The 13,077-nt window shown below is 73.4% G+C and carries 14 protein-coding genes; 4 read left to right on the forward strand and 10 right to left on the reverse strand.

From position 1 onward, the window contains the following. Positions 1 to 6: 6 nt before the first annotated feature. The 8 genes from AC5L34_RS24370 to AC5L34_RS24405 all read right to left on the reverse strand — a co-directional run bounded on the left by AC5L34_RS24370 (position 7) and on the right by AC5L34_RS24405 (position 8,428). Positions 7 to 2,067 (reverse strand): amylo-alpha-1,6-glucosidase, encoded by a 2,061-nt coding sequence (locus AC5L34_RS24370; RefSeq protein ID WP_441177051.1) that lies wholly within the window; start codon positions 2,065 to 2,067, stop codon positions 7 to 9. Next, positions 2,067 to 2,444: an SCP2 sterol-binding domain-containing protein gene (locus tag AC5L34_RS24375; RefSeq protein WP_441177052.1), complete on the reverse strand. Its 378-nt coding sequence runs from the start codon at positions 2,442 to 2,444 to the stop codon at positions 2,067 to 2,069. Before AC5L34_RS24375 ends, AC5L34_RS24370 begins: the two co-directional genes overlap by 1 nt. 145 nt (positions 2,445 to 2,589) lie before the next feature. After that, positions 2,590 to 3,192, reverse strand: coding sequence for a hypothetical protein (locus AC5L34_RS24380; RefSeq protein WP_441177053.1), 603 nt, complete (start codon positions 3,190 to 3,192; stop codon positions 2,590 to 2,592). Between the two features lie 221 nt (positions 3,193 to 3,413). Then, positions 3,414 to 3,830, reverse strand: a complete 417-nt coding sequence (locus AC5L34_RS24385) for a CBS domain-containing protein (protein ID WP_441177054.1) — start codon at positions 3,828 to 3,830, stop codon at positions 3,414 to 3,416. 98 nt (positions 3,831 to 3,928) lie between these two features. Then, a complete protein-coding gene (locus AC5L34_RS24390) occupies positions 3,929 to 4,369 on the reverse strand; it encodes a PPOX class F420-dependent oxidoreductase (RefSeq protein WP_441177055.1) in 441 nt (146 codons plus the stop codon). A gap of 145 nt (positions 4,370 to 4,514) precedes the next feature. Beyond that, positions 4,515 to 5,540 (reverse strand): aspartate-semialdehyde dehydrogenase, encoded by a 1,026-nt coding sequence (locus tag AC5L34_RS24395; protein ID WP_363899415.1) that lies wholly within the window; start codon positions 5,538 to 5,540, stop codon positions 4,515 to 4,517. Positions 5,541 to 5,789: 249 nt separating this feature from the next. Next, positions 5,790 to 7,136, reverse strand: coding sequence for a M16 family metallopeptidase (locus tag AC5L34_RS24400; protein ID WP_441177056.1), 1,347 nt, complete (start codon positions 7,134 to 7,136; stop codon positions 5,790 to 5,792). Further along, on the reverse strand, positions 7,136 to 8,428 hold the full coding sequence (locus AC5L34_RS24405) for a M16 family metallopeptidase (RefSeq protein WP_441177057.1): 1,293 nt from the start codon (positions 8,426 to 8,428) through the stop codon (positions 7,136 to 7,138). Before AC5L34_RS24405 ends, AC5L34_RS24400 begins: the two co-directional genes overlap by 1 nt. Before the next feature lie 89 nt (positions 8,429 to 8,517). Between AC5L34_RS24405 and AC5L34_RS24410 the strand changes: the two genes are divergently transcribed. Then, positions 8,518 to 9,258, forward strand: a complete 741-nt coding sequence (locus tag AC5L34_RS24410) for a phosphodiesterase (protein ID WP_441177058.1) — start codon at positions 8,518 to 8,520, stop codon at positions 9,256 to 9,258. On the opposite strand, the gene AC5L34_RS24415 is transcribed toward AC5L34_RS24410, so the two are convergent. Further along, positions 9,225 to 9,440 (reverse strand): hypothetical protein, encoded by a 216-nt coding sequence (locus tag AC5L34_RS24415; protein WP_441177059.1) that lies wholly within the window; start codon positions 9,438 to 9,440, stop codon positions 9,225 to 9,227. The two genes, AC5L34_RS24410 and AC5L34_RS24415, sit on opposite strands and share 34 nt — an antisense overlap. Positions 9,441 to 9,500: 60 nt before the next feature. Then, the gene (locus tag AC5L34_RS24420; RefSeq protein ID WP_494827117.1) at positions 9,501 to 10,655 is read right to left on the reverse strand and encodes an alkaline phosphatase PhoX; all 1,155 of its coding nucleotides are present in this window, start codon (positions 10,653 to 10,655) and stop codon (positions 9,501 to 9,503) included. Positions 10,656 to 10,967: 312 nt separating this feature from the next. On the opposite strand from AC5L34_RS24420, the gene AC5L34_RS24425 reads away from it, so the two are divergent. From AC5L34_RS24425 to AC5L34_RS24435, 3 genes are all read left to right on the forward strand, one after another. Next, on the forward strand, positions 10,968 to 12,056 hold the full coding sequence (locus AC5L34_RS24425; protein WP_441177061.1) for a 3-deoxy-7-phosphoheptulonate synthase: 1,089 nt from the start codon (positions 10,968 to 10,970) through the stop codon (positions 12,054 to 12,056). Positions 12,057 to 12,413: 357 nt separating this feature from the next. Beyond that, positions 12,414 to 12,653 (forward strand): hypothetical protein, encoded by a 240-nt coding sequence (locus tag AC5L34_RS24430; protein WP_357723719.1) that lies wholly within the window; start codon positions 12,414 to 12,416, stop codon positions 12,651 to 12,653. 133 nt (positions 12,654 to 12,786) lie between these two features. Continuing rightward, positions 12,787 to 12,996, forward strand: coding sequence for a hypothetical protein (locus tag AC5L34_RS24435; protein ID WP_441177062.1), 210 nt, complete (start codon positions 12,787 to 12,789; stop codon positions 12,994 to 12,996). The last annotated feature ends 81 nt before the right edge of the window (positions 12,997 to 13,077 follow it).

The following is a 13,077-nucleotide window of genomic DNA, read 5'->3' on the forward strand; positions in this document are numbered from 1 at the left end:
GTCGCGCTAGTCGGTCAGCCGGTGCATGTCGAGGCGGCCCCGGGCGAACGCGTCGACGCGGCCCCACCGGCCCGGGATGTCCAGCACCTCGATCCGGCCCATCCCGATCGGCAGCCGGGGTTCCACCGCGAGGTGCCCCTCGTGCGGCTCCAGGCCGAGCATCGTGCGCAGCAGCAGCAGTGGCGTGCCGGTCGACCAGGCCTGCGGGCTGCACGCCGTCGGGTACTCGACGGGGAACTTGGTCAGCTCGCGCGGGTAGCCGCCGAACGCCTCCGGCAGCCGGCCCTCGAAGTAGGTGGCCGCGTCGAGGATGCCGTTGGCGATGACCGCCGCCTCCTCGGCGAAGCCGTACCGGCGCAGACCCCAGGCGATGAACGAGTTGTCGAACGGCCAGATCGTGCCGTTGTGGTAGCCGATCGGGTTGTAGCGCACCTCGCCCTCGGCCAGCGTGCGTACGCCCCAGCCGGTGAAGAGCCGGGGCCCGACCAGGTGCTGGGCGATCTTCTCGGCCCGGTCGTGGTCGATGATGCCGCTCCAGAGCAGGTGGCCGATGTTGGAGCTCAGCACGTCGCACTGGCGGCCGTCCGGGTCCAGGGCCAGGGCGTAGTACTCGCCGTCGTCCACCCAGAAGTCCCGGTTGAACCGTTCCTTCAGCGCCGCCGCCTCCCGCTCCAACCGGTCGGCCAACTCCGGGTCGCCCCAGAACTCACGGGCCAGCCGGGCGGCGCGCACCTTGGCGTCGTACGCGTACCCCTGCACCTCGCAGGTGGCCCGGGGAAACGGCGGCAGCGTGCCGTCGCGGTAGGAGATGGAGTCCCAGGAGTCCTTCCAGCACTGGTTCTCCAGGCCGGTGTCGGTGTTGCGGCGCTCGTACCAGATGTAGCCGTTGCCGACCAGGTCGGCGTAGTCGTCGATCCAGTTCAGCGCCGCCCGGCACTCCCGCTCCAACTCCATGACCAGCTCGACGTCCCCGCTCCACTTCTCGTACTCGTCGAGCAGCACCAGGAACAGCGGGGTCGCGTCCACCGACCCGTAGTACGGCGAGTGCGGCTGTTCCTCGAAGGCGGCGGTCTCGCCGTAGCGCATCTCGTGCAGGATCCGGCCCGGGTCCTCGTCCCGGAAGTCGTCGAACCGGGTGCCCTGCAGGGAGGCCAGGATCCGAAGCGTGGTCTTCGACAGCTCCGGCGTGAACGGCAGCGTCTGGAGGCAGGTCAGGATGCTGTCGCGGCCGAACATGGTCATGAACCAGGGCAGGCCGGCGGCCGGCAACGACGCCCCGCCGAGGGAGAGCGGCGAGAAGCGCAGCGCGGCCAGGTCGATGAGGCTGCGTCGGTACGTCGAGGCGACCCGGTCGTGCTGGCTGTTGACCTTGGGGGCCCTGGCGATCCACTCCTCGAGGTCGTGCTGGAGCGCGAGCCGCTCGGTGGTGTGCGCCCGCAGGCCCATCCGCAGGTCCCGACCGCCCGGGGAGAGCGCCATGGTCTTGACGTCGATCTCGGACTCCCACCGCTCGTTGGGCTGCAGGTGGATGGAGTAGGCGAAGCCCTTGCGGTCGTACCGCGGGGCCGGGGACGCGGAGATCAACGTCTCCCGGATGAAGTTGCCCCGCCGGTAGCCCAGGCGCAGCCGGTCCGACTCGACCTCCGTGTAGATCTCGCCCTTCTTGTTGAGGATCTCGTCCTTGACCTGGAACAGGTCGGCGAAGTCGGATGCCGCCTCCATCCTGATCTCCAGGTCGACCGCCTTCTCGTCGTGGTTGAGGATGGTGAGCGTCTCCCGGAAGCTGCCCCCCACCGCCCGCTCCCGGATGATCGACAATTTCGCGTCCACGTAGTGCGTCGCCATCCCCGGCACCAGGAAGAACCGGGCCTCGTAGTACTGGAGGTCGTCGTACGACAGGGGGGTGAGCCGGTCGCCGTTCACGGTCAGCACCCACGTCGACAGGTACCGGGTGTCCAGGGAGAAGAACCCGGTCGGCTCGCTCGGTGTCGCCTCGATGTCACCGGTGTCCTCCGACACCACGAAGGTGCTGCCGTCCAGGATCCGGATCGTGTTGCTCTGTGCCATCACCGCACCTCCCGATGGACCTCGAAATGCCGGCGTGGTCCGCGGGCGTCCGGATTGCCGGGGAAGAGCCGCTCCATCTGCACCACCAGTCGGAGGTCCCCGCTCACCGTCATGTCCCCCCGCAGCAGCGCCGCCACCCCGTGCTCGCGGCCGGCGGCGAGGTCCTCGAAGAGCTCAGGGCTGGTCCCGACCACCGTGTCGGCCTCCTGGTCCTCCCGGCTCACCTGGAGCCGGCCGTGGTCGATCCGCAGCAGCCAGTGCGTCGTGTGCGCCCCCTCGTGCAGGTCCAGGCGCAGGGTCCCGGAGGACTTCGCCAGCAGGGGGTCGTACCCCCGCCGGTCGAGGTCCTCGAAGAACCTCGTCGTCGCGTCCACCATCGGGTCCTCTCCTCCCCCCGTCGGTCAATGTCCCGAGCAGGGGGTCCCCGTCCGGTGCCGGGCCAACCTCGCCCGGATGGGGTGAGTCGCCTCCGTCCGGCGCGTCGCGCCGGTGCGGCTCGCTCCCCGTTCCGGGGCGCGTCGGCTAGATCACCAGGGTGTCGTAGCGGCCCTTCCACCGGCGGACGTGGCCGCGCCACCCGGCGAGCAGCGCGATGACGGTCCAGCCGACACCGCCGAGGAGCAGTGCCGCCAGCATGCCGCCGGAGTCGACCCGGTCGGCGACCTCGAGGTCGACCACCCCGTCCGGATCGGTGAGCACGGCGAGCCTGTCGCCGACCTGGTGCCCGGGGTTGCTGCCCTGGTGGACCAGCGGCTCGTCGAGGCGCCCGTCGACGCCCTGCAGCGTGAACTCGTACCGCTTGCCGACGACCTGCACGTCGACGATGGTCACCTCCTGGCGGACGCCGCGCGCCTCCAGCACCGCCTCCGGGGCGAGCTGTACCGATCCCACGAGGACGAACAGGGCCGGAACCACCGCGAGGAAGGCCAGCCACGCGGCCCGGTGCAGCAGACGTACGGCGACCACGAAGACCAGGCAGAGGAGCAGGCCGGTGATGATCGGGACGACCGTCGCGCCCACCGCCACGTACGCGACGGCGGTGTTCAGCCCGATCACGACCAGACCGAGCAGCACCACCAGCAACGTCGTCGTGATCGACCTGCCGGCCGACCATGCCCCCGCCATGGGCCCGGAACCGGTAGGCGACGCCGTCATCGTGGATCGGTGGGGAGACCATCCGTTCGGCTGGCTCCGACCTGGTGTGGAGGGCTCCGTGGACACGGCAAGATCATAGAGCGGGCGCGTGAAGCTGACCGCATGTCGCCCCGGGCGACGGCGCCCCGCCCACAGTTGGAGACGCGACGCCGGCTCCCGTCTCGGGGAGCCGGCGCGCCGCGGCGGACGGGTCAGTTGTTCGGTTCGTCGGCGCTGATGTCGGCGAGCACCGACTGCGGCTCCCGCTCCACGGCGAGGTCGCCCATCGAGACCAGGCCGACCAGCCGCCCGTCGTCGATGACCGGCAGCCGGCGCACGGCGTACGTGCGCATCAGGTCGGCGGCGGCCACCGCGTCGTCGTACTGGCTGACCGTGATCACGTCCTTGCTGGTGATCCGGTTGAGCGGGGTCGAGTTCGGGTCCAGGTTCTCGGCGACGCCCCGTACCGTGATGTCCCGGTCCGTCACGATGCCGATCACGTCGTCACCGTCGGTCACCACCACGTCGCCGATGGCGCTGTCGCGCATCTCCTGCGCAGCGGCGGTCAGCGTGTCGTTGCCGTCCATCGTCACCAACCGGGTCGTCATGAACTCTCCGACCGTTGTCATGGTGCTCCCCTCTCGGTGTCGGCACCGCCGTCTACCCGCCGACCGCACGGGGTAACGCGAGGCGCCCCGGGCGGGAAGGCCACGTGAGCGGGGAGGGGTCAGGCGCGCGGTGGGACGCCGTAGAGGCGTTCGACGTGCAGCCGGAGCACGAGGCGCCCCTCGGCGACCATCGCCCGCCGGTAGTCGGCCCAGTCCGGATGATCCCCCTGGATCGCCCGGTAGAGGTCGACCAGCTCGGCGACGGTGGCGTCGTCCGGGTCGGCGGCCACCGGCGTCAGCTCGGCGCGCGCCTCCGCGACCGCGTACGCCCAGCCGTCGGCACTGCTGACGTGGAAGGAGGCGCGCGGGTCCCGGCGCAGGTTGGCGGTCTTGGCCCGGCCGTCGGTCACCGAGACGCGGATCAGGGCCGACGCGCCGTCGAAGGAGTAGATGACGGTGGAGAGCTGCGGGCGCCCGTCCCGCTTGAGCGTCGCCAGCACCCCCAGCCGGTGGCCGGCGACCAGCTCCGTCAACGCCCGCTGGGTCTCGTCGTCCGCCACGGCAAACCTCCCGCTCAAACCGGTCACGGCGGTCCCATCGAACCACGGCGGACGCCCCGCCCGCCGTACGCCGGCGCGACCGGGCCAGCCGAGGGACGCCACCGGCCCCCGCCGAAGCCGGCGGGGGCCCGGAGAGGCGTGCCGGTCAGCGGCGCTCGGCGGCGACCAGCTCGGCGAGCTGCACCGCGTTGAGCGCGGCGCCCTTGCGCAGGTTGTCGTTGGAGCAGAACAGGGCGAGGCCGTGCTCGACGGTCTCGTCCGCGCGGATCCGTCCCACGTAGGTCGGGTCCTGGCCGGCCGCCTGCAACGGGGTCGGTACGTCGGCGAGCGCCACGCCGGGGGCGCCGTCGAGCAGCTCGCGGGCCCGCTGCGGGGTGATCGGGCGGGCGAAGCGGGCGTTGATCTGGAGCGAGTGGCCGGTGAACACGGGCACCCGGACGCAGGTGCCGGAGACGCGCAGCCCGGGGATCTCCAGGATGCGGCGGCTCTCGTTGCGCAGCTTCTGCTCCTCGTCGGTCTCGAAGCTGCCGTCGTCGACGATCGAGCCGGCGAGCGGGAGCACGTTGAACGCGATCGGCCGGGCGAACGAGCGGGGGGCCGGGAACTCCACGGCCGCGCCGTCGAAGGCGAGGCCGGTGGCGTGCTCGGCGACCTTGCGGACCTGCTCGTCGAGTTCGGCGACGCCGGCCAGGCCGGCGCCGGAGACCGCCTGGTACGTCGAGACGACCAGGCTGACCAGCTCCGCCTCAGCGTGCAGCGGCCGCAGCACGGGCATCGCGGCCATCGTCGTGCAGTTCGGGTTGGCGATGATCCCCTTGGGGCGTACGGCGGCGGCGTGCGGGTTGACCTCGGCGACGACCAGCGGCACCTGCGGGTCCATGCGGAACGCCGACGAGTTGTCGATGACGACGGCGCCGGCGGCGGCCACCCGCGGCGCGAGCTCCTTCGCGGTGCCCTTGCCGGCGGAGAAGAGGGCGATGTCGAGCCCGGAGTAGTCGGCGGTGGCCGCGTCCTCCACGGTCACCTCGCCGTCCCGCCAGGGCAGGGTGCGCCCGGCCGAGCGCGCCGAGGCGAACAACCGCACCTGCTCCGCCGGGAACTCCCGCTCCGCCAGCACCTGCCGCATCACGCCACCGACCTGGCCGGTGGCCCCCACAATGCCGATCCTCATGCCCGCGAGGCTACCCAGCCGGGCGGCCCGACCGGGAACGCTTTCCCACCCACCGGGGCCCGTGACGGCGTCGCGGTGGTCACCCCGCAACCGCCACGGGACGAAAACCACACCGCCGGGAGGGCCGGTGGGACGAGAGGATCGTCAGCCGGCGGGGCGGACCGCCGCAGCATCCACGCCGGCCGCCCCCGGGCGGGACGCGGCGCCGGCCGGGGGCGGCGCGACGCACGTCACACCGCCCCCGGCCGGTCAGGAGGCGTCCTCGACGAGTTCGCCCAGGCCGGTGGCGACGAGTTCGTCGCGGATCACGGCGGCGTCGCCCTCCACCACGAGGGTGAGTTCCTCCGGGCGCAGATGCGTGGCGGCCGCCGCGGAGACCTGGGCCACGTCGGCGGCGAGCAGCGACTCCCGCAGCCGGGCGTGGTAGTCGTCGGGCAGGTCGTGCACGACCAGGGTGGTCAGCGCGGCGGCGATGGCCCGGGGGCTCTGCAACTCCACCGAGAGCTGCCCGGCCCGCCAGGAACGCGCGACCGCCAACTCCTCCTCGGTCACCCCGGTCTCGCGGGTACGGGTGATCTCCCCGACGGCCTCGACGACGGCCGGCGCGGTGACGGCCGTCTGCACGCTGGAGCTGACCCCGAAGCGGCCGAACCGGCGGGACGAGGCGAAGTCGCCCCGGATGCCGTACGTGTAGCCGCGCACCTCGCGGATCAGGTGGTTGAGCCGGGAGGTGAACGCCCCGCCGAGCACCGTGCCGGCGAGCGTCATCGGCACGTGGTCGGGGTGGGCGCGGTGCGGCGACGGGTGGCCCAGCCGCAGCGTGGACTGCACCGAGCCGGGCCGGTCCACGAGGATGATCCGCCGGCCGGAGCGGGTCGGCACCTCGATCGGGCCACCCTGCTCGACCGGCCCGCCGCCGGTGCCGGCGAAGGCCGTCGCGCCGAGCGCGTCCAGGTCCAGCCGGTCCAGGTCACCCGCGACGATCAGCGTGCCGGGGCGGATGAACCACTCGGAGTGGAAGACCGTGACGTCCTCGACGTCCAGCGCCGCCACCGACTCCGGGTCGCCGTACATGGGGCGGCCCCAGCGGTTGCCGGCGCCGAACAGGTCGGCGCGCAGTGCCGCGTCGGCCCGCGGGCCGGGGTTGGCCCAGTCCATCCGCAGCGCGGTCGCCTCGTCGTCACGCACCCGCCGGACGTCGTCCGGGTCCAGCTTCGGGGTGCGTACCGCCTCGGCGAGCAGCTCCACTGCGGCGCTCAGCCGTTCCACCGGCACCTGCACGCTGACCTGGAAGGAGTCCCAGTCCAGGCCGATCACCAGCTCGGTGCCGAGCCCTTCGATCGCCAGCGCGTACGCCGTCGCGTCGCGCTGCGCGGTGCCCTCCTCCAGGGCCTTGGCGAGCACCGCGCCGAGCCCTTCCTTGCCGGTCGGTTCGCGCCCGGCGCCCGCGTCGAGCAGCAGCAGCGCCACGGCCAGGTTCTGCCCGGGCAGGTGCGCGGCGACCACCTGACCACCGGCGACCGTGCGGCGGACCACCTGCGGGAACCGGTACGGGCGGGCGGCACCCGGCCCGGGACGGTCAGCGATCAGCGTCATCAGGGCTTCTCCTCGGGCAGGTAGGTCAGGGTCACCCGGTCGTCGGCGGCGAGCACCTCGGCGGCGGCCTCGGCGATCTGCTCGGCGGTCACGGCGAGCCAGGCCGGCAGCCGCTGCGCGGCCTTCGCCGGGTCGCCGAACTGGGTGGCGTAGCGCCCGAGCGTGTCCGCCCGACCGTCCACCGTGGACATCTGTCGCCACCACGAGGTGCTCAGCAGGGACTTGGCCCGGTCCAGCTCGGCGGCGGTGACCGGGACGGTGGCCAACTCGTCGACCACCTCGGCCAGCCCGGCGCCCAGCCGTTCGGCGCTGACCCCGGGGCGGGCCGTGGCGGTGGCGATGAGCGGCGCGGGGGCGTGCGCCAGGTCCACCCCGTACGCCCCGACGAGGTCGGGCTGGGCGATCCGCTCCCCGTCGGCGAGGCGCTGGTAGAGGCGGCTGCCCCGGCCGCTGCCCAGCACGGTGGCGAGCACCGTCAGCACGTCGTAGCCCGGGCTGCCGAAGGGGTGGGTGCGGTGCGCCACGTAGACGCGCGGCGCCGGCACGTCGGCGGTGACCGTCTCCACGGCGGGTCGGCCGGTGGCCGCGACGGTCCGGCCGTCCGGCGCGGGCGGGATCTCCGCGCGCGGCGGGATCGCGCCAAAGTACTTGTCGGCCAGCGCGAACACCTCGGCGGCCGAGGCGTCGCCCACCACGGTGAGCACCGCGTTGTTCGGCGCGTAGTAGGTCTGGTGGAACGCCTGGAAGGTGGCCAGGTCGGCGGCGTTGAGGTCGGCCATCGACCCGATCGTGGCGTGGTGGTAGGGGTGCCCGGGCGGATAGAGCAGCGGCAGCAGCCGCAGCCAGGCGTCGCCGTAGGGCACGTTGTCGTAGCGCTGGCGCCGCTCGTTCTTGACCACGTCCCGCTGATTGTCCAGCGTCTCCTGGGTCAGCGCGGGGACCAGCCCGCCCATCCGGTCGGCCTCCAGCCACAGCGCCAGTTCGAGGTGCTCGGCGGGGACGGTCTCGAAGTAGTTGGTGCGGTCCGGGTTGGTGGTGGCGTTGAGCGAGCCGCCCGCGCCCTGCACCAGCTTCATGTGCTCGGTCTTCGCCACGTTGACCGAGCCCTCGAACATCAGGTGCTCGAAGAGGTGGGCGAAGCCGGTCTGCCCCTCGGGCTCGTGGCGGGAACCGACGTCGTACCAGAGGTTCACCGCGACCGCCGGGGCGGTGCGGTCCTCACTCACCACCACGCGCAGGCCGTTGTCCAGGCGGGTGGTCTCGATGGGCCAGGGGTAACCGCTGTCGGGCATGGCACGACGCTATCCGATCGGGGGTCGCGCAGCGGGACGCGCCGCACGGGGCGAGGCATCGACCGCCGGCCGCCGGGTACCGGGGAGACATGCCGCCTGCCGCCACCGTGACCGACCGGGCCGCCGTCGCGGTCGACCGCGCGACCGCCGCCCTCACCCGGCTGCGCCGGGCCCGCCTGCTGCATCCCGCGGGCCGCTCGTTCGCGGGCGAGGTCGTCGTCTGGGGTACGCCGGGACCGCCGACCGGGGTGCCGCTGCTGGACGATCCGGGACGCTTCCCGGCGACCGTCCGGCTCTCCAAGGGCGTGCCCACCCCGGGCGCCTGGCCGGACGTGCTGGGGCTGGCCGTGCGCCTGCACTCCGACGCGGGCCGGCCCTTCGACCTGCTGGTCAGCTCCAGCGGGGCCGCGCCGCTGCTGCGGAACCTGCCGCTGCCCCGGCGCCGCTTCGCCGGGACGTACAGCACGATCATGCCGTTCCGCGCGGGCCGGCGGCGGCTCTTCCTGGCCGCGCTGGCCGACCCGGAGTCGCCCGACCTGGGCCGCAGCCTGCCCGAGGTCGCCGCCGCGGCCCGGGCGGACGCGCCGCGCCTGGTGCTCGCGGTCGCGTCCGCCGTCGGGCCGTGGCGGCCGTTCGGGCAGGTCGCCCTCGGCGACCAGCTCAGCGCCCGGGAGGACGCCGCGCTGGCCTTCGACCCGATCGGCAACCTGCCGCCGGGACTGCGGGCGGTCGGCCCGATCGCCTGGCTGCGGGAGCACACCTACCGGGCCTCGCAACGGACCCGGGGTGCCGTGCCTCAGTCGGGGGGTTCGATGGGGGTCACCGTCTGATCGGAGGTACGCCGCTCCAGCACGGTGTCGGGGGCGGCGTTGCGGTCCTCCTCCCGGAGGTCGGACTCGGCGAGGATGGCTTCCGCCTGCGCACGGGGGTCGTCGCTGCCGGCAGCCGCCTCCTCGGGCAGCAGGTGGGCTCGGGACTCCACCCGTTCCTGGTCGCTCTGCTCGTGACTCATGACCGCCCACATACCCCGCCGCCGCCTCCGGCACGCCGCATGATCGCGCCCGGCGGGCGGTCAGGAACGGAACGGGCCGCGCACCTCGTAGGTGATGCCCCCGGAGGAGGAGCCGGACGTGCCGCGCTGCGACGAGAAGTAGAACCGGCTGCCGTCGGGCGAGAACGCCGGCCCGCAGATCTCCGACGAGGACTGGCCGGTGATCCGCAGGAACGGGGCGACCACCCCCGCCGGCGTGATCACGTTGATCTCCATGTTGCCGCCGTCCTCGGCGACGTAGAGGTCGCCCGAGCGGGCCCCGGTGATGTTGTCCACCCCGGTCAGCGGCGCCGTCCCGGAGACCAGCGAGTCGTCGTACGCCAGGTCGATGCGCTGGTTGACCGCGTCGTAGGCCCAGACCCGGTTGTCGCCCTTGGTGGTGAACCAGCAGGTGCCGTCGGCGTACCAGCAGCCCTCGCCGCCGTTGAACCTCTTCGCCCCGGAGACCTGGTTGCGGGTGAGCGTGGGCGAGCCGTCCGGGTCGGGCACCCGCGCCCAGCTCACCGGGCCGCTGGTGCCCGTGCCGGCGACCAGCACCTCCAGCGTGCCGGCCGAGAGGTCGCCCCAGGTGGTCGGCCGGAACCGGTAGAAGCAGCCGCTGGTCTCGTCCTCCGTGAGGTAGACGACCTGTCGCTCCGGGTCGCAGGCGGCCGCCTCGTGGTTGAACCGGCCCATCGCGGCCCGCCGCACCCCGGCCCGGCCGCCCTGCGGGTACGTCTCGTAGACGTATCCCCGGCTGACCTCCTCGCCGGAGAGCCAGGTCCCCCACGGGGTCGCGCCGCCCGCGCAGTTGCGGTTGGTGTTCGACAGGATGCGGTACGCCGAGGCGACGCTGCCGTCGGCGTCGAAGCGCACCGCGGAGGCCCCGCCGGTGGTCAGGATCTCGGAGTTCGAGACGTAGATCCATCCGGTTCCGGCGACGAAACAGGCGCCGCCGTCGGGCGCGTCGTGCCAGGTGTACGACGTCCCCGGCACCGTCTGCCGGGAGCGGGCGATCACCCGGCTGGTGAAACCGGCGGGCAGCTGGATGCCGTTGGCGTCGGCCGCGCCGAGCGGCCCGTACGGGCTGGCACCCGGCTGAGCAGGGGCGGCCAGGGCGGCGCCGGCCCAGAGACTGCCGGAGAAGGCGGCGGCGCCGCCGAGGACGGTGGCGCGCAGGACGGTACGACGGTCCATCGGGAACCTCCGGGAAACAGCGGTCGGTGTCGATGAAACTACCGCCGCGCCCATCGATGGAGGTGAACACGAAGCGAGTCTTTCCCGACGACCGGGTGGACCTTCCCGCACGGTCGGGTACGCTGGGCCGCGTGACGCGTTCGTATCGATGGTTTAGGCAGCCGGCTCGCACGCCGGTGACTTCACCATGATCTGACGTCACCACATTCGAGCCGGCCGGGCAGGAGCTTCCGTTCCTGCCCTTTTGCGTACGAGCAGCCGGCTCGACCCGGGCACCGGCCCCGGGGCACGGTCGGCGGAAGGACTCCCACCGTGACGACCCCGGAGACCGATCGGGTCAGCGACCAACGCATCGACCGCGTCGTGCCGTTGACCACCCCGGCCCTGCTGCACCACGAGCTGCCCCTCGACGACACGCTCGCCTCGGCCGTACTGGCCGGGCGACGGGCGGTCGGCCGCGTGCTGGACGGCGCCGACGACCGGCTGCTGGTGGTGGTCGGCCCGTGCTCGGTGCACGATCCGGCCGCCGCGCTGGAGTACGCCCACCTGCTGCGCGAAGCCGCCGCGCGGGTGGCCGACGACCTGCTGGTCGTGATGCGGGTCTACTTCGAGAAGCCGCGCTCGACGGTGGGCTGGAAGGGCCTGATCAACGACCCCGGGCTGGACGGCTCCGGCGACGTCAACACCGGCCTTCGTACGGCCCGCGCGCTCCTGCTCGACGTGCTGCGCCTGGGCCTCCCCGTCGGCTGCGAGTTCCTCGACCCGATCACGCCGCAGTACATCGCCGACACGGTGGCGTGGGGAGCGATCGGCGCGCGGACGGTGGAGAGCCAGGTGCACCGGCAGCTCGCCTCCGGCCTGTCGATGCCGATCGGCATGAAGAACCGCCCGGACGGCAGCATCGGCACCGCCGTCGACGCCATCCGGGCCGCCGGCGTACCGCACGTCTTCCCCGGCATCGACGTCTCCGGGACGCCCGCGATCCTGCACACCAGGGGCAACGCCGACGGGCACCTGGTGCTGCGCGGCGGGGGCGGCCGGCCGAACTACGACGCGGAGTCGGTGGCCGGCGCCCTGGAACTGCTGCGCGCGGCCGGCCTGCCCGAGCGCGTGGTGATCGACGCGAGCCACGCCAACAGCGGCAAGGACCACCGCAACCAGCCGAGGGTGGCCGCCGACGTGGCGGCCCAGCTCGACGCCGGGCAGCGCGGCATCGTCGGGATCATGCTGGAGAGCTTCCTGCTCCCCGGCCGCCAGGACCTGGACCCGACCCGCGAGCTGACGTACGGCCAGTCGGTCACGGACGCCTGCATCGGTTGGGACACCACCGAGGAGGTCCTCAACCACCTGGCCGCCGCCGTCCGCACCCGCCGCCGCACCGCCGTACCCACCTCCGCCTGACCCGCCTCGCCCGGTCGGCGTCGGGGTGGGAGAACAGTGCCGCCCCCGGGCCCTGAGGCTCGGGGGCGGCACTGGTGCCGGTGTGCAGGTCGCCTCTCGGCGAGTGGCGCGACGCGGCTCCAGCCGGACGGTATTCCGCGAAGGCAATTTAGGTGAGGCCCGGGGACACTGGTCACACCGACACCTGACTCAACGGGCGACCCGCCGCCGGTGTTCCGGCCTCCGCCATGAGCGCCGTCACAGCCGGGGCCGCGCTCCCCGGTTCGCTCCGACGAGGCCGCGCCGCGAGGGACGCTCACGCACGGCGCCGGGGTGCGGTGACGTTTGACCGATTCGGTCGCGGGTAGCTGACCTCTCGTGACCGACGACGCACCCGTGACGGACGCGCCCGTGGTCGAGGAGCCGGACACCCGGCGCCTCGACGAGCTGCTGGAGGATCTCTACCACGGCCAGGAGCGGATCAGTCAGGCGGACATCTACCGCCGGGCCGTCTCCGCGGAGCTGCCCGCGCAGCTCCTCACCCGCATCGCCGCCCTGCCCGAGGGCGAGTACGCCGTGGACGAGGTCGCCGACCTGCTCGGCGGTTCGGTCACCTGACGCCCGGCGACCCGGGCCCGCGCGACCCGGGCCGTGGCGGCCGTCGTCCGTGGGGCGGCTCGCGCCGCCCACCCGTCCCCCGGGGCGGACGGCCTCGGCGCACCCGAGGCCGACGAGCAGTGAGGAGAACGAGATGTCCCACCACGAGGAAGAGCACGAGAAGCTGCCGGCGCTCGGTCAGCCCCCCGGGGGCCGGGACACCCTGCCGGAGCCCGACTTCGCCAACGAGCACGACCGCACGGCGGTCGACCGGGACATCATCACCGGGGCGGACGCCGACGAGCGCGAGCCGGAGGCATCCCGCGGCTGGGCCGGCGAGGATCACGGCACGACCCCGACCTGATCCGCGCGACCCGGCGGGGCCGGGGTGGACGGATCGACGTGCGAAGGGGGCCGGCGCGCAGCCGGCCCCCTTCGTCGTACG

The sequence above is a fragment of the Micromonospora sp. ZG13 genome, assembly GCF_059359355.1.

What these genes read in the sequence shown, in the direction of transcription:
- AC5L34_RS24370 (WP_441177051.1), bottom strand. Translation starts at nt 2,067, where the DNA reads ATGGCACAGAGCAACACGATCCGGATCCTGGACGGCAGCACCTTCGTG.
- AC5L34_RS24375 (WP_441177052.1), bottom strand. Translation starts at nt 2,444, where the DNA reads ATGGTGGACGCGACGACGAGGTTCTTCGAGGACCTCGACCGGCGGGGG.
- AC5L34_RS24380 (WP_441177053.1), bottom strand. Translation starts at nt 3,192, where the DNA reads ATGGCGGGGGCATGGTCGGCCGGCAGGTCGATCACGACGACGTTGCTG.
- AC5L34_RS24385 (WP_441177054.1), bottom strand. Translation starts at nt 3,830, where the DNA reads ATGACAACGGTCGGAGAGTTCATGACGACCCGGTTGGTGACGATGGAC.
- AC5L34_RS24395 (WP_363899415.1), bottom strand. Translation starts at nt 5,540, where the DNA reads ATGAGGATCGGCATTGTGGGGGCCACCGGCCAGGTCGGTGGCGTGATG.
- AC5L34_RS24400 (WP_441177056.1), bottom strand. Translation starts at nt 7,136, where the DNA reads ATGACGCTGATCGCTGACCGTCCCGGGCCGGGTGCCGCCCGCCCGTAC.
- AC5L34_RS24405 (WP_441177057.1), bottom strand. Translation starts at nt 8,428, where the DNA reads ATGCCCGACAGCGGTTACCCCTGGCCCATCGAGACCACCCGCCTGGAC.
- AC5L34_RS24410 (WP_441177058.1), top strand. Translation starts at nt 8,518, where the DNA reads ATGCCGCCTGCCGCCACCGTGACCGACCGGGCCGCCGTCGCGGTCGAC.
- AC5L34_RS24415 (WP_441177059.1), bottom strand. Translation starts at nt 9,440, where the DNA reads ATGAGTCACGAGCAGAGCGACCAGGAACGGGTGGAGTCCCGAGCCCAC.
- AC5L34_RS24420 (WP_494827117.1), bottom strand. Translation starts at nt 10,655, where the DNA reads ATGGACCGTCGTACCGTCCTGCGCGCCACCGTCCTCGGCGGCGCCGCC.
- AC5L34_RS24435 (WP_441177062.1), top strand. Translation starts at nt 12,787, where the DNA reads ATGTCCCACCACGAGGAAGAGCACGAGAAGCTGCCGGCGCTCGGTCAG.